Origin of the sequence: Nemorincola caseinilytica, assembly GCF_039540515.1 — a bacterium.
Classification (GTDB): Bacteria; Bacteroidota; Bacteroidia; order Chitinophagales; family Chitinophagaceae; genus Nemorincola; species Nemorincola caseinilytica.
Map to the genome: position 1 here is coordinate 149,308 of NZ_BAABFA010000015.1, position 19,316 is coordinate 168,623.

Below are 19,316 nucleotides of genomic sequence, written 5' to 3' on the forward strand. Positions count from 1 at the left end.
GATTTGCATGTATATTTACGCATAATGAATATGACACGATACCTTATCTGGTCGGTAGTATACCTATTGCCCTTCGTGGCTACCGCACAAAAAGCCATTAATGTGCAGGAGGGCATGACCTCGCGCGAGCGGAACTACCGCACATTCTCACCACAATATAAAAAGGTCTCAGAGGAGGCGCTGCAAAAGAACACAGGTTATGAGCAGCACCCCGAGCTGGGTATGCTCTTTGCCGGGGCGCCTGCGGCGGATTGCTACGAAGTGCTGGGCTCGCGTACCGAGATGTCGAAGACATTTGTAAAGGAAGGCACCAATGGCACCGAGATACTGCAGCAGACCAGCAGCCATTCTATGCACTATAAAGATGCAAGCGGCAGGTGGATGACCATAAAGACACAACTGCAACAGGTAGGTAAGGGTATATATGCTGCTACAGAGCAGCCCGTGCCTGTGACCATAGACATGCAGGCCGGCCATACGGCCCTGGGCAGGGCAGATGTGGATGTGATATTCAACAATGGGCTGGAGCTGGTATATGTGGCGCCTGACGGCAGGGAGACATCCCTGGGCCATGCCGACCTGGGCAAGCATACAGCAGGCGATGATGGCGTATATGTGACCGATGTGTGGCCCGGTGTGGATATGGAGGTATATGTTGCCCGTGGTACTGCGAAGACCAACTTTTATATAAAACATGCCATGCCTGCATATGCCGCAGGCAAGCTGCTGGTAAGGGATCACTGGAAGACGGACGGATATGCGATATATGCACCTGAAAAGAAGGGCTATAAAGGCAATATAGAGATACGCAATAGTGCAGGCAAGGCAGAATACCTGGTATCTGCGGCGACGGCCTATGAGCAGAACGATGTGCAGCATACGCTGCAAATGATAGGGTACGACATAGATGGCAATACGGTGGACATAGTGCTGCCCGGCGACTACCTGAACAGGGGTGCGAGCGCATACCCTGTAGTGATAGACCCGCTGGTGACGACCGCAACGGCATCGGCAGTGGGCGGGTCGTCCTACAGCCCATCGAATACAGTGAGCTGCAATTATGTGAACGCTGCCACCGTACCACCGAATGTGACGGTGACAGATGTGCGCTGGTCGTTCAACTATGTGGCGAGCGGTGGCGCTCTGCTGCTGAACGGCGCCATAGACTTTATGCAGGGTACCTGCCGCAGCCCGAGCGTGGCCGGTTTTTTCTGGTTCTGCAACCTGGCAAGCGCGGGAACGTGTACGGGTACCAATGTGTCCATTTTTTCAGACATAGCATCGTGTATACCTGCACCACAGTGCCCATCTTACCCGCTGAACCTGACCATGAGGTTCTACCAGAACTTTGCCACTACGGCGCCATGTGCATCCACCTACATTTCTGCAGGGTCGCCGCTGACGATAACGGTATCGGGGCGTACGGTAGAGACAACACCTGTGACCATAACCAGCGGTGCGAACTCGATATGCCTGGGGCAATCGGTAACACTTTCTACTACGCCCAGCTTCGGCGTGCCGCCATATAGCTATTCATGGAACCCCGGTGCTACACCCGGCAACCCGGCGACGCTATCGCCAACCACATCGACCAACTATACGGTGACCGTAACGGATGCATGCGGACAGACCGCAGAGGCAACGCAGGGTGTCACCGTTACGCCTATAGCGCCCATCAACGGTACGCTGATAATGTGCGTAGGTGGTACCACCACACTGTCGCACCCATCGGGGCCGGGAGTGTGGACGAGCCTGGACCCATCGGTAGCAGTGATAGGGCCATCTACAGGTGTGGTGACAGGTATAGCCGCAGGAACTTCCCTTATATCTTTCAAGACACCGGCAGGCTGCTATGCTACCACTATAGTGACCGTACTGGCCATGCCGGGCAGCATAACCGGTGTGATGGACATGTGCGTGGGCAACAGCACTACACTGAGCAACCCGCTACCGGGCGGCACATGGGCCAGCAGTAACCTGCCGGTGGCCGTGGTAGGCGGTGGTACCGGCCTGGTGACAGGCATTTCGCCGGGTACATCTATGATAACTTATACCACCAGCCCGGGCTGTACCGCTACCGCAGTAGTGACGGTGTATGCCAACCCATCGATAGCATCGGTGGTGCAGACGAACCCTACGGGCTGTGGCGCTACAGATGGTACTATATCGCTGCTGGGGCTGGCACCGGGTGTCACCTATACTGTGACCTATACCTTTGGAGCAACGCCGGTAACAGTGTCCCTGACAGCAGATGGCAGTGGTACGGTAGTGATAACGGGTCTTTCGGCAGGGACGTATACCGGAATATCGGTGACATCGCCGCAGGGATGTACGGGAGTGACGCATGGGGCCATTACCCTTACCGACATAGGCGCGCCACCTGCGCCTACACCAACATCGAACTCGCCGATATGTGATGGTGGCACCCTGACACTAAGTGTGACATCGGTACCGGGCGCGACATTCAGTTGGACGGGGCCGGCGGGCTTCGCATCGGTTCTGGCTAACCCCATCATTTCCCCGGCCACTGCCGCCAACGCAGGTGTGTATACCGTGACGGCAACAGCATCGGGCTGTGTATCGCTGCCGGGTATGGTAACAGTGGTGATAAACCCCATACCGCACATAAACGATATACAGTTCACCGACCCGGTAACATGTGGCGGCAACGAGGGCACCATTACCCTGACAGGACTGGTACCCGGTGTGACCTATAATGTAGCCTATGTGTATAACGGCGTAGCCGTAACAGTACCTATAGTGGCCGATGAGCTGGGCAATGTGGTGATATATGGTCTGAAGCAGGGAACATATACAGGTATCTTCGTAGAATCGTTCACATGCGTATCGAACGTGACAGGGCCTGTGACATTGACAGACCCACCACCACCGCCCAAGCCTACGATAAGCAGCAATGCACCTATATGTGTGGGACTGGCACTACAGTTGTATGGTGCGGATGCGAAACCGGGCGGTACCTATGAGTGGAAGGGGCCGAATGGTTTTGCATCGAACGAGCAGAACCCCATAATACCCTATGTGACCACAGCGGCGCAGGGTGTGTATACACTAACGTACACACACTTCAACTGCAAGAGCAGCGATACAGGCTCTATAACGCTGAGGCCCGAGATAAAGCTGACAGGAGTAAAGGCGGACAAGTATGACGTACCATATGGCGACAGCGTACAGGTGCATGCCGAGGGTGCTACCTACTACATATGGACGCCGCTGAACAAAGGCATTAGCGATCCGTACATAGCCAACCCATTTGTGAAGCCCGTGGATGAGATAACGAAGTATACCGTGCGTGGTATGAACGAGTGGGGCTGCCGCGATTCTGCCGATGTCATCATCCGCGTGATCTTTGACGAGATAGAATACATCCCCAACTCATTCACGCCTAACAATGACGGCCTGAACGATATCTTCCGGATAGGTAAGATGAAGTTCAAGAAGCTGGTGGACTTCACTATATACAACCGCTGGGGACAGGAAGTGTACCACAATGCCTATGACCCCGCTGGCGGCTGGGATGGTACCACCGGCGGTACACCGCAGGATATAGGTGTGTACTACTACAGCATAATAGTAGAGTCGGCAAGCGGCAAGCTGAGGTATTATAAGGGAGATGTGACACTGCTGCGATAAGGACATGTAACTATGCATCATAGAGAAAGGCCCGGAACATTCCGGGCCTTTCTTTGTAGTAGACCATAAGGGTCGGAGTTATTGTTTCAGTACCTTTTTGTAGGTGATATTCCCGTTGGCATCGGTGAGTTCCAGCACATACATAGCAGGTGGCAAGTGACCGAGCGCAAGTTCGCTCACTCCCTTTGCAAGTGTATATCTGCCGGTCTCGCGACCCATCATGTCCAACAGGTGGGCAGTATGGGTAGTGGTCGTTGTTTCTATTATCAATGTATTGGTAAAAGGCTGCGGATAGACCTTTATATCGCCAACGGCTGTGCCGTTCACAGAAAGATCGTGGAAGCGGTAGCGTGATACGCGGGATGCAGCGCCGGCAGAAAATGTGGCACCACCCACCAGCAGGGCGGTATCGTCATAGGTTATCAGACCTTCCAGCTCGCCATTGGTAATACCACCATCAAGCGTACTGACCGTACCGCCGCCGAATGCTATGATGCTGCGTGCATTGATGGTGTCGCTGCCTATGATCACTCTATCGAAGCCACCCTCGAAGATGCCCCTGGTACCGCCTGCCCCAATAGTGTGCACATAGGCATGCATGGCCACCGTGCTGTAATACACCCCAAAGCCGGGATGTACCCAATCGGTACCATTCCACCGGGCTATGCGCTGCAGTACGGTACTGCCCGACATGGTGAACTCGCCACCTGCATACAGTTCGCCATTTACCATGGCCAGCGCATACACGAAGTTGTTGAAACCCGCGCCCATAGCGTGCCAGTTGTAGCCATCCCAGCGGGCTATGCCATTGACCGTAACGCCACCTGCATATTTGAAATTGCCCACTACATATAGGCTGGTATCTATCACCAGCATCTGGTGCGGGTATATGACACCTGTTAAGACGACCTCGCCAGAGAGCCCCGAGCCTACACTGTCCCATTGTGTGCCGTTCCACTGCATGATGCCCTTGATGGGCCTGCCGCCTACTATGTCGAACTCGCCGCAGGCCACCAGGCGGCCACGGTAGCTCACAACATCGTATATATTGGGGACCCGGGAGCTCATGGGCGAGACGGTAGAAAGATAGACACCCTCGCCCACACGGCTGAAATGGGAGCCATCCCACTTCAGTACCCAATTGGAATCGGCGCTTTGCATATAGGGCGATATGTAGAGCGTCCCACCTATGTCAGATATCCTGTGCCCGGCATCGGTGAGGCCTGTGTCCATGGCGTGCCATGAGGCGCCATCGTAGCGCGCGATATGTTTTGCGTTCTCGCCGCAGATATTGGTGAAGAAGCCTGTGGCGTAGATATCGCTGCCCACGGGCACCATATTCACCACCATGCCATTGCCTGTGCCGCATACAGTGGTCCACTGAGAGAAGGAGGCCGTGGCCATGAGCAGGCAACAACCTAATGTAGTAATTAGTTTCTTCATAACGTCTTTGTTTTAGGTCTGGACATAAGCAGGACATATGCACATGGCATATACCTGCTATAATAGACGATGAAGCAGGGTGATAGCTTGGGTAGCAGTATGAAGATCGTTAGCCGGCAACTGTAGTGGGCTGATATTCAGCATCAGCCCTATTGCGCGATGAATAAGGGGATCTTTACCAGGTGGCGTACGGTATTGATGGTCTCGCCATAAATGATGTCTTTGGCGGTATTGTGGCCATGGCTGCCTATGATGAGGAGGTCGCAATCCTGCTCTTTTACGATACGAGCTATCTCCTGCGCCCTGTCCTTATAGCCCAGCACACCCGTGGCCTTGCAGCCGCGTGCGGTGAACATTTGCACATATTCATCGAGGTGACGGCGGTCCTCGCGTGTTTCGTAGTCGTGGGCCTCATTGCCCATCATGCGGGCCGATGCGCTCTCTACCACATGTATGAGTACAAAGGAGGCATCGGGGTTGCCAAACTGCATGGCGTAGCGAATGACGTTTGCATCGTTGCTGCCGAAATCGAGCGCGAGCGCTATGCGGCGAAAAGCCACAGTGGTATCGATAGCGGCTGCCGCCTGGTGGATGTTGGTATGCACGTTGATATTGGCCTCCTTGTTTCGCCGGATGAAGGGGTATATGGTAGTGACCACCAGCAACACACAGACCAGTAGAACGGCCAGCAGTATGAGACCCATGACAAAGATATTGTCAGTAGCCGCCAGCCATTGGAACACGCTTTCGAAGAACAGTTTCAGATTGAGCGCTACGATAACGGCGGCTATGAGCCAGGCAGCTATTTTGGTAGGAGTGCAGATGGTGAAATCGCCCATTTTTTTGCGGTCGCTGACAAAGTGTATAAGTGGTATGACCGCAAAGGCAAGCTGCATACTGAGGAGCACCTGGCTGAAGATAAGCAGTTGGTCTACCATGGTCTCGCCGGTGAGTAGCAGTACTATAACGGCTGGTACTATGGCCAGCAGGCGGGTAAGGAGGCGACGCAGCGCGGGGTTGATGCGCAAGCGCAGGTAGCCTTCCATTATTATTTGTCCGGCGAGGGTGCCGGTAACGGTAGAGCTTTGCCCGGCGGCTATGAGGGCCACAGCAAAAAGAATGGGCGCTACCTGGCTACCAAGCAGAGGAGCCAGCAGCATATGCGCATCTTGCAGAGAGGCTATCTCGTGGTGGCCCGAGGTATAGAACACGGCGCCCGCAAGTATGAGTATGGCGGCATTGACAAAGAATGCAAGGTTGAGCGCGATGGCACTATCTACTGTATTGAGCCTGAGCGCCTGTTTGATAGATGGTGCATCGCGGCCTATTTTGCGGGTCTGCACCAGGGCCGAATGCAGGTAGAGGTTGTGAGGCATGACGGTGGCGCCTATGATGCCTATGGCTATGAAGAGCGCGCCATCGCCGGGAAGAGAGGGCTTGAAGCCTTTTACCACATCGCCCAGGTGCGGACGTGCAATGATCATCTCTACGAGGAAGCAGCTACCTATGATGGCAACGAGGGTGATGATGAAGGCCTCGAGCTTGCGCATGCCCAGCTTCTGGAGGTAGAGGAGCAAAATGGTATCGAGCAGGGAGATGAGGACACCCCAGAGAAGGGGTATGCCGAACAGTAATTGCAGACCTATGGCCATACCCAGTACCTCGGCGAGGTCGCAGGCGGCAATGGCTATCTCTGCCAGTATGTAGAGTATGAAGTTGATACCGGCAGGATACATCTCGCGGCTGCACTGGGCCAGGTCGCGGCCCTGTACTATGCCCAGCCGCGCGCTGAGCGACTGCAGCAGGAGGGCCATCATATTGCTCATGAGCAGCACCCATACCAGCGAGTAGCCGAACTGGCTGCCACCTGCTATATCGGTAGCCCAGTTGCCGGGGTCCATATAGCCAACACTGACGAGGTAGGCAGGGCCAAAGAAGGCGAATATCTTCTTCCACTTGCCGCCAGCGGCCGAGGGATCGACCTGGCCATGTACCTCGCTAAGCGACCTATCGTTCTTTATGTGTTCCATTTATAATGGCAAAACTAAAAATAAAAATTAGACTTGACTAATTTTAAATTATTTTCACATTCTATTGACGTGTCTCTAATTGTGGCCGCATACTGTTCCATATGCTTTTTATGGTAGCGCTATCGATGTTTCCTTGCGCAATGGCTACCTCGGCTATGGCCCCGGTGAAATTGTGCGAGTCGCCGAGGTTGCCTATGGCCATCTTTTGCCGGGGGGTGCGAATAGGAGTGGGTATGAGGCGCCCGCCCATATAGCGGCCATTGACGAACAGCTCTATGGCAGTGGACGATATGTTCATGACCGTATAGCACCATGTATTGCGCGGGAAGACCACCGATATGGCGCTACCATTGACACCGAACAGGTACTCGTTCTGCTCTGTGTTGCAGGTGATGATAAAGCCACTGCTGTCCTCTATATTGCCTACTATGACGGGCCTGTCGGCGAACTGGGTAGCGGAGTAGAACAGCGTGGATATGGAGAAGGAGCCGGGAAATGCCATGGTCTGTATACCCGCTGCATCGCTGATGCGCTGCTCTATGCTCTTCCTGTCGTCGGTGTACTTGCGGTGAAAGAGCAGGTCGCTGCCGGTAAAGAAGGTAGTGGCAGGAAGCGGGGACCTTCTTCTCTGTAGCATCACCATAGAGGCATTGGAGGTCACATATTCGCAGGTAGCGGCCACGGCAGTGATGTGTGGCGCCATGAAATCGTACAGGCGGGAGCGGGGCTCCAGGTAGACCTTGGCAGCAGAATCTATGATGATGTTGCGGAAACGATCGAGGTCGCTGCGGAGGAAGAGGTCTATATAGCCGGGGTCGAAGGCAGAGCGTCTTTTATTGCCATTGAAGAAGAGCGGTTGCAGCTTCTTGGCAGTGAACACAATTATCTTTTCGCCCTCGGCAGAGGTATTCTCTATAAAGGCGGTATTGGCCTGTACCCGCTGCTGCAATGGAGCCTGTGCCTGTTTGGCGGCATCCTGGTCGGAGAGGGCTACTATTTGGGGTGCATTGTACACTATCTCTGCAAACGAGAACGAGAGGCAGCCGAGCGCAATGACGAAGAGGCCATAGAGAGGAGCGACCTTCTGATCTTTTATCTTATCCCATAGTTCATCGGCCAGAATGGTGAGCACTATGAGGGAGAAGCCAGAGCTGAGGGCATAGTTGGAGTTCTGGCTGCGACCCTGGAAATAGGTGAAGTAACCTATGCCCACAAGAGAGAGGAACATGACCATGGTGCTTTTGGGCGTGATGCGCCTGTGGTGCCATGCGGCGCCCGCGTATATGAAGCCCAGCAGAAGAATGATGGCAGAGATGTTCCACGGATGGAGCAGGGACATGGGCAGGAGGCTCATGCCATATTTTGTATAGTAGGTGATGGGCTTGAAGAGCAAGCCACTATCGGGCCACACACCATAGCCCAGATATATAAAGAGCTTATGGCCGAGTATTATCATTATGAAGACCGCTATGGCAGTGACGATGTGCATGACCATGCGCCTGATAGCGGGCCTGCCCTGAGCATCGAAGAAAGAGGCATATACATTGGCGAGTGTCCATGCCATGTAGCAGGAAAGGCCGATCTCGGGATTCCAGAGTATAAAGAGGGCAGATACAAAAAATGTAGTGTAGTAGCGTATGCGGGTGGGCCTTGTAAAGTACAGCAATGCCAGCAGGCCTATGCTGCTGGGTATGATGTAGCGGATGGGGTAGAGCGAGAAGATACAATCGAAAACGGTGAGCAGCTTGAAATCGAGATAGGGGAAGAAGACGAGGGTAAAGAAGCCCAGGAAGAAGAGAGTGGTGTTGCGGATGAGCCTGCGCATCATGAACAGGTTCATGATAAAGGCAAGGCCCAGCAGTACCGACATGGTGGCCGAGAAGGTAGTGACCGACAGGCCTGTGATGCGGAACAGGGGCAGCAGGAAGTGGGGGTACATGCCATAGGTATCAATAAACCCATTTACCAGCATAGGCTTGCCGGAGAATACCTGGGTGGCAGCATAGTAGACGGCGCTGAAGTCGAACTTGTTCTCATCGGTATAGGGAAAGTGGATGGAGTTCATGGCCACAATGGTGATGATGAGAAAGGCTGCTGTGGTGTAGCCAATGGTGTTGATGGTGAGCTTGTATGTCCTGTTGTCATCGATGCGTTTTTGGCGCATGCCTATAAAGAACAGCACTGCGATAAGCGGCAGGATTATGAGCAGGTATGCCCAGAGGTATTCGCCTGTAAAGAGGCTTTTGAAATAGAACTGGAAGTTGGTATCGCTAACGAGGTCGCGGGTGTTCTGTGGAGAGTCGCCACCTTTGGGGCCATAGGGGTTTACGGCGGCCATGCCACCGTAAATGAGCAATGCAAGAGCGGCAACACTGCCCCATGTGAGGACGGGGAAGGCGAGCGTCTGCGATAGTCGCCGTATGATGCTTTTCCCTGAAAGACCTTTGTATAGCAGTATAGCAGTGGGTACCACCAATATGACGGACAGGCGGAACAGTAGAGATTCTACTGGCTCTGGGCGCAGGTGGGCGCTATCTATGAGTACTGCCTGTGCCGATCGGTTGACCTCGGCCATATCGGGGTGATAGAGGGAGGTGAGCACAAAGGTCAGTATGGCCCATAGTACTACTGCACCCATGGCAGACAGCAGCCAAAGTATTACCTCTTCCTTTAGTGCGGGTATATGTACGGGAGCCTGTTCTGTATCCTGTTTTGGCATAAGTGTGGGGTGTATAGTAATGGTCTATTTTTTGCGCATGGCTATATACAGTATCAATGCACCTAGGGTAAAGAACGTGATGAGCGCGATGATAGCACTGCGCATATTCATGATACTATCGATATAGCCGAAGGAGAACATGCCTATGACTATGGCGAGTTTCTCTGTGACATCGTAAAAACTGAAAAAAGAAGTAGTGTCGTGTGTGGGGGGCATGAGCTTGGCATATGTAGAGCGACTGAGTGACTGTATGCCACCCATGATGATGCCTACTACCGTGGCCACTATATAGAACTCTGTGGCCGTATAGGTGTAGTATGCGGCTATACATACGCCTATCCATATGAGCACCACTACGAAGAGCACCTGCAGGTTGCCGAAGCGCTCCGAGAGCTTTGCCATGATGTATGCCCCCAATATGGCCACCAATTGTATGACCAGTATAGCGCCTATTAGCTGGCCGGTATCCAGCTTCAGCTCTTTGCTGCCGAATATGGTAGCGGCCAGCATCACCGTTTGCACGCCCATGCTGTAGAAAAAGAAAGATGCCAGGTAGGTCTTTAGCTTTGGCATGTGACGCAGCTGCTGCCATACCTTGTTCAGCTCCTTGAAGCCGCCTGTGAGCACACTTCTGCCGGCCTGCTGGGGCAGGGCAATGCTATTGGGCAGTTTTGCGAAGGGTATAAGGGCAAAGGCGGCCCACCATATACCTACCAGTACAAAGGAGAGGCGCGGGGCAAAGGTGTCGTCGGTGATGCCGAACCACTGCGGCTGCAGCACGAACAGGAAACAGATAAGCTGCAGCAACACGCTGCCTATGTAGCCATAGGAAAAGCCCAGGGCGCTTACCCTGTCGCGCTCGGCAGGCAGGGCTATCTCGGGCAGGTAGGCATTGTAGAACACCAGGCTGCCGCAATATCCCAGGGCAGCTATGGCCGCGCAGATGACACCCAGCTCTACCGTGTCGGCCTTGAAGAAGTAGAGGCAGCAGCAGGATATGGCTCCCGTGAAGCAGAAGAGCTGCATGAAGGTCTTCTTATTGCCCCTGTAATCGGCAATGGAGGACAGTATGGGCGATATGAGCGCAATGATGAGGTAGGCGGCAGCTATGGAATAATCGAACAGGGCGCTGTTCTTTACCTTGTAGCCCAGGAAGTTCACAGTATCATCTACCACTACGCCATCTTCTTTGATGGTGGTAACGGCATTGTAGTATGCAGGGAAGATGGTAGAAGTGATAACAAGATTGTAAGCAGAATTGGCCCAGTCGTACATGGCCCATGCTCGCTGTACCTTTCGGGATGAGGTGATGGACGGGGTATAGCTTGTTATGGTTTCCATGCAACTAAAATAGTGTTTTAATATGAATTTGGAATTTGGTGGAGACTGCGTGAGCTTTGCAATATGGGATACAGAGAGATACCACGCGGACAAGTGCTGCAGTATATAAAGGATACCTACCTGGGCAAGGAAGTGACGGACTCGCGTTCGCCTGCGGGCAACTGGCTCAAATTCACCCTGGAGCATATAGAGAAGGGCAGGGCCGTACTGAACCTGGTGGTGCGCCCCGAAATGACCAACCCATATGGCCACATACATGGCGGTATGATGAGCCTGGTGATAGATGAGGCCATAGGGTGGGGGGTAGTGAGCATGGACACAGAGCTGCACTATACGTCGCTGACGCTGAACGTAGATTTCCTATTTGCCATAAAAGCAGGTGAGAACCTGCGTGCAGAATCGAAGGTGCTGCGGGTAGGGAAGAAGATAATAAATGTAGAATGCCATGTGTATGATATGGCCGGCCGCATACTGGCGCGCGCCAACAGCAACCTTATAGTAACAGGAATGGAGTATACCGGCTAGGCATACTCCATTCGTTATTGTTGTGTTCTTTTTTGTTCTTAATTGCCGGCGGGTTGCGGAGCAGGTGCGTTGTCACCACCACCGTCGTTCGGCCTTGGTGGGCGTGGCGGCCTGTTCTGCTGTGGCCTGTTCTCCCTGGGCTTGTTATTGTTGCCTTCTCCCTGCTGCTGACCATCGCGGGGTGGCCTGGGGCCTTGCTGCTGTTGCGGACGAGGTTGTCCTTGTGGTCTTTGCTGCTGATCGCGCTTTTCGCCCTGTGGTCTATTGCCTTGCTGGCCGCCTTGTGGTCTTTCTCCCTGCGGACGATCGCCCTGTGGCTTTTCTCCCTGTGGCCTTGACTGACCCTGTGGCTTCTGCTGGCCTTTGTTCTGCTGCGGCTTGTTGCCACCCTGCAGCTGGCCTTTGGCCTGCTGTGCTGGTACATCGCCTTTGCTGCCACCTTTTTCGTTGCCTTTCTTTTTCTTCTTCTTGTTCTTTTCGAGGTTCTTCAGCGTGATCTGGCCCACATCGTTCACAAAGCCCATGTCGGCGGTCTTCAGGCTGCCGCGTGCGTCGCGCGCTTCCAGCTCTACGGGGTGCAGCTCATCGGCTTTTTTACCTTCCTTGTTCAGCTTTATTATCTCCTTCACTCGCGTGATGGTGAGCGGGTACTGCTTGTTGTTGCCGGGGAAGCTGTACCACATCAGGTTCTTGAAGATATCCTTCTTCTGCAGGTGCGCTATGCCGTTGGCAGTATCGAGGGAGTCGGCCTGGTCGGGGAATACGGAGAGGGCATCCATATAGGTGTCCAGCTCGTAGTTGAGGCAGCATTTGAGCCTGCCGCACTGGCCCGATAGCTTGGCCTGGTTGATAGAAAGATTCTGGTAGCGTGCAGCGGTGGTATTGACCGAGCGGAAGTCGGTGAGCCATGTACTGCAGCAGAGCTCGCGGCCGCAGGAGCCTATGCCTCCTACCTTGCCGCTTTCCTGGCGGGCGCCTATCTGGCGCATCTCTACCTTCAGCTTGAAGTCGGTAGCGAATACACGGATAAGCTCGCGGAAATCGACACGCTGATCGGCGGTGTAGAAGAAGGTACCCTTCTTACCATCGGCCTGCATCTCTACCTCGCACAGTTTCATGTCCAGGTTCAGCGTTTTGGCTATGGCGCGGGAACGTATGAGCACCTCGGGTTCACGGTCCTTGTTCTTAACGCTGGCTGCCAGCTCTTCTTCGGTAGCGGTATGCAGTATGCGTTTGGTCACATCGTTCTCCTTCACACCATACTTCTTCATCTGCAGCTTCACCAGCTCGCCGGTGAGGCTCACCTGGCCTACATCGAAGCCACCTGTGCCCTCTACGGCCAGCCATTCGCCTTTTTCCAGTATCTGGTTGGTATTGTTGCGGAAGAACTCTTTGCGGCTGCCCTTGCTGAAGGACATCTCTACTATGGTGTACGGTTTGGCCCCATCGTGCAGGGGCATAGACTTGAGCCAGTCGAACACATTCATGCGGTTGCACCCGCCGGTGCTACATCCGCCATTACCTTTGCAACCGCCCGGCTTGCCATTGGCGCCGGTACTGCAATTGCCACATCCCATCTTGTAAAATAAGTTTATATCGAGCAGGTGATCAAATGGTCTTTTGCCGGGGCTGCCAGTGCAGGAAAGCGGATATATCATCTACCATACTGCAAAAGGCATAATATATTACTAACACCAACTATCGTTGTTCCATACGCACGGACCATTATCTATTGCCTGCCAATTGTTAAAACAATAAATATCAATGTACAAACCTACGAAAAAATATCGGGATGAGATGTGGTGGTATTTTATATGTTGTGTGGGTGCAAACAGTTGTTATGTGTGCCTGCTGTATGTGAGTGTGTTCTTTGATGATATATGTTTCTGTAATTGTGTAAATTTGTTATCAAATATCAATGATGAAAGCGAGCAGTGTACAGGCAATGCATGGATATAAGCTGATGGTCCGTTTTGAGGATGGTGTGTCGGGAGAGGTAGACCTAAGGGACCTTGTAGAAAATGGCATCTTCAGGGAACTAAAGGATGTAAAAAAATTTCAGAACGTTTACATTAACGGTTCAGCGATAGCCTGGTCAGACGAGTTGGAGATAGATGCCGACAATATCTATGCGGAAATAGTGCATAGAGAACCTTCACAACTTTTTCGGAAGCTAACGCACCATGCCACAAATTAGTATCTTCTTAGGAATCATCATAAAAATGTACTACCGGGATCATAACCCACCTCATTTCCATGCTGTATATGGAGAATATGAAGGCCTGGTAGATATAAATAACCTAGAACTTTTGAGCGGCCATTTACCCCCAAGGGTCTTGGGGTTGGTAATAGAATGGGCGGCTATTCACCAAAGCGAATTGCTCCACAACTGGGATAAGGCAATGAAGCAAGAAACGCTGCTTCCCATTCAACCTTTAGTATAATGGCCTTCGAGGGTGTTTAGTTCACCGAGCTGGGCCAGTCCTTTTCGTCTTTACCAAATTGCTTGTTGGGTGTGGTTCCCATTTCAAAGACCAGTTCGCCGCCCTGCATGAGGGTGGTATGGCTGATGTAGCTGCGGGTATATGGCTTGCCATTGAGGGTAACGCTCTGTATATAGCAGGCATCTTTGCCATTGTTGTGGGTGGCTATCTTCATGGTCTTGCCGCCGGGCAGCTTTATCCTTACCTCATCGAACACGGGACTGCCGAACACATACTCGCCGCCCGAGGCATTGGCAGGGTAGAAGCCCGCCATGCTTAGCACACCCCAGGCGCTCATTTGCCCACAATCCTCGTTGCCGGAGTAGCCCTCGGGATGATCGTGGTACATAGAATCTATGATGGTGCGTGCCCATTTCTGGGTCTTCCAGCTTTGGCCTACATAACTGTACATATAGGCTATGTGATGGCTGGGCTCATTGCCATGGGCATACTGGCCTATGAGGCCGCTCACATCGGGTGGGGCCTGTTCTCCCTTGATCTCTGAAGAGGTGGAGAAGAGCTTATCGAGCATTTCGGTGAAGCGGTCGTAGCTGCCATAGCCCTTTGCCAGGCCGCGTATATCGTGTGGTACGAAGAAGGTGTACTGCCATGCGTTACCCTCTTCGTAGAACGACTTGCTGCCATCGGTAGAGGTGAAGTAGGGGTCGAAGGGTTCTGTCCATTTGCCATCGCTGTTGCGGGCGCGTATGAAGCCCGTCTCTTTATCGAATAGCAGCTTGTAGGCGGCCGCCTTTTTCATATAGAGGTCGTGGTCGGCGGTCTTGCCCAGCTTCTTTGCCACCTGTGCTATGCACCAGTCGTCGTAGGCATATTCCAGTGTCTTGGTAACGGTCTGCCATGCGCTATCCTGCGGTACATAGCCATAGCGGCGATACCACTGTGTACCGCGAATATTCTGCATGGCGCTCTTTTTCATGCATTCCAGTGCTTTTTCGGCATCTATGCCGGGCGTGTTCTTCAGTACGGCATCGGCCAGCACGGGCACGGCATGGTAGCCGCTCATGCAATTGGTCTCGAAGGTGGAGAGGTCCCATACGGGCAGCAGGCCGGTCTCGTCGCAGAAGGCCATCATGCTGTTCATGAGGTCGGGCAGGCGCTGCTGCTGGGTGATGGTGAACAGCGGGTGCAGGCCACGGAAGGTATCCCACAGGGAGAACACGGTATAGCGCTGGCCTTTCTTCATGCGCAGCATATCGCCATTGGCGTTCTGGTACTGGCCATCGGCATCAGAGTAGAGCGATGGCGCTATACAGGTATGGTAGAGCGCGGTATAGAAAATGCGTTTAAGCTTTTCGTCTGATGTGGTCACTTCCATCTTTGCCATTTCGGCCTCCCATTTGGCCTCGGCAGCGGTGCGAACCTTCTCAAAGTTCCAGCCCGGTATCTCGCCGAGTGCCAGCAGGGCTTTATCCATGCTGGTGTTGGAGAGGGCTACTTTCATCATCAGCGGTCTGCCATTCATCTCTGCAAATTCGAGCACACCATTGTAGCGACCGCTATCGTTTAGGTTGCCCTGGCCTACTTCCTGGTGGGTATTGTTGTCGTAGGTATACATCTTGCGGATGGGAGCAGATACCCTGGCCGCGAAATATACCCGCTGTGTACGCGCCCAGCCGCGCGACATGCGATAGCCGGTAATGGTAGAGTCGTTGATGTATTTTATATAGGTGTGTGTGGCGCTATCCCAGTTCATCATATAGGTGAGGTGGAAACGCAGCAGGGGTTTTACACCTTTTGGGAACATATAGCTGTGCAGGCCGCAACGCTCGGTGGCTGTAAGGCCTACGCTTATACCATTGTCCATGCGCACATAATAATAGCCGGCAGAGGCTTTTTCGTTCTTATGGTCGAAGCTGACACGGAAGAATTTGCTGGTATCGCTGATGGGGGCCGTAAGGGGCATAACGGAGATGTCTGTCCAGTCGCCGCAGCCGGTGCCGCTGAGGTGCATGTGGCTGAAGCCTGTGATAACATTATCGGAATAATTGTAACCGCTGCACCAGTCCCACCCCTGCGAGCCATTATCGGGGCTGAGCTGTACCATACCAAAAGGTACACATGCACCCGGGAAGGTATGGCCATGCCCGCCGGTACCTATGAAGGGGTCGATGTAGCGGGTGAGCCTTTGCGCATGTGCGGCATAACCTGTAAGTGCCAGTATAACAAATAGTAATGAATTGCGGAAGTTGATAGATAGCATGGTGCGAAGGTAAGACGGCTATGGCAAAAAATGTACTTGTGACAGCGCCATTGATACGTCAATGTTAAAGCATATTTAAAGGTGCTGACCTGTGCTTTATATAACGAATAGGGGTGGTGGTGTGGGTAATTTTATAATGTCTTTCGTATCACTATGGATATCTATGTTATGACAGAGAAGACCAACGACCGGAAAACAGGAAGGAAGCCGATATCGCTAAAGGGTATGTGGCGATCGCTGAAAGATGCCGTAACGGCCATGGGCGATGATAAGGTAATGAAGCTGAGCGGATCGCTTGCCTACTATACCGTTTTTTCGATGGGGCCACTGCTGGTGGTCATCATATCGCTGTGCAGCCTGTTCTTTGCGCGCGATGCCGTGGAAGGGCAGGTATATGCTGTACTGCGCGATTTTGTAGGCAGCGATACTGCCCTGCAGCTACAGGATATAATAAAGAATGCGGCCATAGGCAATAAGAGCACAACAGCGGCCATAATAGGTGGTGTGACCCTGCTGATAGGCGCTACAACGGTATTTGCAGAGATACAGGACTCTATAAACGGTATATGGGGCCTGAAGCCCAAACCAAAGAAAGGCCTGCTGATAATGCTGCGCAACCGGCTGATGTCGTTCTCGGTGATAATAGGGCTGGGTTTCATACTGCTGGTGTCGCTGGCCATAACGGGGGTGATAGAGAGCATCAGTACCCGGGTGCAGCTCTATTTTCCGCAGGTGACGGTGGTGGTGTTCTACATCATCAATCTATCGCTATCCTTCATTATCAGTGTGTTCATTTTTGCGGTCATCTTCAAGGTGCTGCCCGATGCCCATATAAAGTGGCGCGATGTGGTGGTAGGCGCTTTTGCGACCGCTATATTGTTCCTGATAGGGAAGTTCGGTATATCGCTCTATATATCACAGACCAAGGTGGGTAGTACCTATGGCGCAGCAGGATCGCTGGTGATACTGCTGGTATGGGTCTACTATTCGTCTATGATACTGTACCTGGGCGCCGAATTCACGAAGGCATATGCCATACAGTTCGGGTCGGAGATACATCCCAACGACTATGCTGTGACCACCAAACAGGTAGAGATAGAGACAGGACATAAGAGCGTACAGGAGAAAGAGCAGGTGACCGTTGTGAAGAAACATGTGCCATGATAACCTAATACCATCAATGTGAGATTTTTATAACTAACGAGTGAAGGTTCATAACGATCTGCGCGTATATACATGCGACCTTCGTATAAGAAGATAACACTACAAACACACAGATGTATTTTATGAAAAAGAGTATCGTATATATGGTGGCTTTATTGCCGATGATATGGCTGGGTTCTTGCAAGGATGCCGACACCCCTGCCGAGGAACATAATGAACAAGCGTTCAACAATACTGACATGGAACGCGATGCGGATTTTGTGATGAAGGCCGCTACAGCAAGCATGGCAGAGATAGAGCTGGGCAACCTGGCCATGGCCAATGGCGCACTGCCGGAGGTGAAACAGTTCGGCCAGACGATGGTGACCGACCATACTGCAGCTAACGAAGAACTGAGAGCCGCAGCACAGCCTAAGAACATAGCGCTGCCTGTAGCGCCCACCGATGCACAACTGAAGAAGGCAGAAGAGCTGCGCGGCAAAACAGGCGCCGACTTTGATAAGGACTATATAGACCTGATGGTAAAGGACCATAAGGATGTGATAGATGCCTTTGAGAAAGAGGCGGAAAAAGGCAATGACCCCGACCTGAAAACATGGGCAGGAGCAAAACTACCTGCATTGCGCCATCATTTGCAAATGGCAGAGGAACTGCAGCAACGACTAAAAAAATAATAGGGTGAGCGATGAGCGAGACCTCAACAAATGGTCTCGTTAAGAGTGGCCGGCCGTCTGACCGGCTACTTTGTTTTTATAGTGTTTCCAAGACCAAGCGTATCGTAAGTGCCTTACTACAATGAACACTCAGGAATACACAAGCAACACCAGCAGTATCAGAACGGCGCAAGATGCATGGCTCGCTTTCTTTTACAAAAGTGGTCCCATATTGACCACTTCGTTCGTAAGGTCATGTGAGTGAACGGGCTGCCACCACCTCAGCTTCAGCCCCCGTAGCCCTAAGCTGCCCGGCCAGCTCTTCCGCCTTTTCCAGCGTTGCATCATGCAGTATGTGACATGGCGCCCTATCCACGGCATCGCTGGCCTCTATCAGGCTCATTGTCGTGAATTCTTTTAGCACTTTTATTACCTCCAGTTTATTATTTCCACTCACTTTTTTCAGGATCACATTATATAGTGTTTCGCCGTTCGCCTGCCCGGCGAGTGTTATTCTGTCTGTCATTTTGTTGCTTTTAGTAGCGTCTGTCGACAATTACAGGCTTCATATGTCCGAAGATATTAATTTTCATCGACCATACGGCCAATATGGATAAAGCCTTTAGCATATCCTATCAACCATTTTGGGCTATATATCTACAAAGCAAGCAAGAACAGAACACCCTGCAAGGTGATGCCCTGCAGGGTGATGCAAATGTGGTAGCTCTTTATATGGCTGTATAGCTACCTGTCGTCGTTGTTCCCGGCCGTGTGTAGTAACCATCCGGTCTTTTAATATCCTCATCCTTCCGGCATGTGGCGCATAAGGCGCACGGTGCCTGTATAATTGTTGCCATCGGCCGGTGCATTCTCTATGGTACATATGTTCATCGTTATCTCGTCCTTGTGTTCCAGCTCGGTGAGCAGGGAAACGAGGTCGGACACGGATATGTCCAGTATGGCGGCCAAGCTCTCTATACTGATACCGGTATGGCCGGCATAGTTGTCTATAGACCCGAGTTTCTGTAGTACTGTCGCGGCATTCATGATAGTGATGTGGTCTATTCGTTCGAATTTGATGTTCAT

At 52.5% G+C, this 19,316-nt stretch carries 14 protein-coding genes; 6 read left to right on the forward strand and 8 right to left on the reverse strand.

Going from position 1 to position 19,316, the window contains the following annotated elements:
* The first annotated feature begins 24 nt into the window (after positions 1–24).
* A complete protein-coding gene (locus ABD843_RS11795) occupies positions 25–3,651 on the forward strand; it encodes a T9SS type B sorting domain-containing protein (RefSeq protein ID WP_345083369.1) in 3,627 nt (1,208 codons plus the stop codon).
* 78 nt (positions 3,652–3,729) lie between these two features.
* Here the strand turns inward: ABD843_RS11795 and ABD843_RS11800 are convergent, their stop codons facing one another.
* The 4 genes from ABD843_RS11800 to ABD843_RS11815 all read right to left on the reverse strand — a co-directional run bounded on the left by ABD843_RS11800 (position 3,730) and on the right by ABD843_RS11815 (position 11,184).
* Complete coding sequence (locus ABD843_RS11800) at positions 3,730–5,094, reverse strand: T9SS type A sorting domain-containing protein (RefSeq protein ID WP_345083371.1); 1,365 nt, start codon at positions 5,092–5,094, stop codon at positions 3,730–3,732.
* Positions 5,095–5,243: 149 nt separating this feature from the next.
* Positions 5,244–7,124 (reverse strand): Nramp family divalent metal transporter, encoded by a 1,881-nt coding sequence (locus tag ABD843_RS11805; protein ID WP_345083373.1) that lies wholly within the window; start codon positions 7,122–7,124, stop codon positions 5,244–5,246.
* A 61-nt stretch (positions 7,125–7,185) separates the two neighbouring features.
* Positions 7,186–9,843 (reverse strand): LamG-like jellyroll fold domain-containing protein, encoded by a 2,658-nt coding sequence (locus ABD843_RS11810; protein WP_345083375.1) that lies wholly within the window; start codon positions 9,841–9,843, stop codon positions 7,186–7,188.
* 24 nt (positions 9,844–9,867) lie between these two features.
* Entirely contained in the window at positions 9,868–11,184 is a 1,317-nt protein-coding gene (locus tag ABD843_RS11815) for an MFS transporter (RefSeq protein WP_345083377.1), read from the reverse strand.
* A 63-nt stretch (positions 11,185–11,247) separates the two neighbouring features.
* Here ABD843_RS11815 and ABD843_RS11820 point away from each other — a divergent pair, with 63 nt between their 5' ends.
* Positions 11,248–11,709: a PaaI family thioesterase gene (locus tag ABD843_RS11820; protein WP_345083379.1), complete on the forward strand. Its 462-nt coding sequence runs from the start codon at positions 11,248–11,250 to the stop codon at positions 11,707–11,709.
* Between the two features lie 38 nt (positions 11,710–11,747).
* Here ABD843_RS11820 and ricT read toward each other — a convergent pair whose 3' ends face one another.
* Positions 11,748–13,286 (reverse strand): regulatory iron-sulfur-containing complex subunit RicT, encoded by a 1,539-nt coding sequence (gene ricT, locus ABD843_RS11825; RefSeq protein WP_345083381.1) that lies wholly within the window; start codon positions 13,284–13,286, stop codon positions 11,748–11,750.
* Between the two features lie 341 nt (positions 13,287–13,627).
* On the opposite strand from ricT, the gene ABD843_RS11830 reads away from it, so the two are divergent.
* Together ABD843_RS11830 and ABD843_RS16425 are read left to right on the forward strand one after the other, a co-directional pair.
* A complete protein-coding gene (locus ABD843_RS11830) occupies positions 13,628–13,906 on the forward strand; it encodes a DUF2442 domain-containing protein (RefSeq protein WP_345083383.1) in 279 nt (92 codons plus the stop codon).
* Positions 13,893–14,153: a DUF4160 domain-containing protein gene (locus tag ABD843_RS16425; RefSeq protein ID WP_425575743.1), complete on the forward strand. Its 261-nt coding sequence runs from the start codon at positions 13,893–13,895 to the stop codon at positions 14,151–14,153. Before ABD843_RS11830 ends, ABD843_RS16425 begins: the two co-directional genes overlap by 14 nt.
* Positions 14,154–14,169: 16 nt before the next feature.
* On the opposite strand, the gene ABD843_RS11835 is transcribed toward ABD843_RS16425, so the two are convergent.
* A complete protein-coding gene (locus tag ABD843_RS11835) occupies positions 14,170–16,413 on the reverse strand; it encodes a GH92 family glycosyl hydrolase (protein WP_345083385.1) in 2,244 nt (747 codons plus the stop codon).
* Positions 16,414–16,581: 168 nt separating this feature from the next.
* Here ABD843_RS11835 and ABD843_RS11840 point away from each other — a divergent pair, with 168 nt between their 5' ends.
* Positions 16,582–17,577 carry a YihY/virulence factor BrkB family protein gene (locus tag ABD843_RS11840; protein ID WP_345083387.1) on the forward strand — a complete coding sequence of 332 codons (996 nt, stop codon included), beginning with the start codon at positions 16,582–16,584 and terminating at the stop codon, positions 17,575–17,577.
* 122 nt (positions 17,578–17,699) lie between these two features.
* On the forward strand, positions 17,700–18,251 hold the full coding sequence (locus ABD843_RS11845) for a DUF4142 domain-containing protein (RefSeq protein WP_345083389.1): 552 nt from the start codon (positions 17,700–17,702) through the stop codon (positions 18,249–18,251).
* A gap of 232 nt (positions 18,252–18,483) precedes the next feature.
* On the opposite strand, the gene ABD843_RS11850 is transcribed toward ABD843_RS11845, so the two are convergent.
* The gene (locus tag ABD843_RS11850) at positions 18,484–18,756 is read right to left on the reverse strand and encodes a ribosomal protein L7/L12 (protein WP_345083391.1); all 273 of its coding nucleotides are present in this window, start codon (positions 18,754–18,756) and stop codon (positions 18,484–18,486) included.
* Between the two features lie 275 nt (positions 18,757–19,031).
* Positions 19,032–19,316 carry a hypothetical protein gene (locus tag ABD843_RS11855; protein WP_345083393.1) on the reverse strand — a complete coding sequence of 95 codons (285 nt, stop codon included), beginning with the start codon at positions 19,314–19,316 and terminating at the stop codon, positions 19,032–19,034.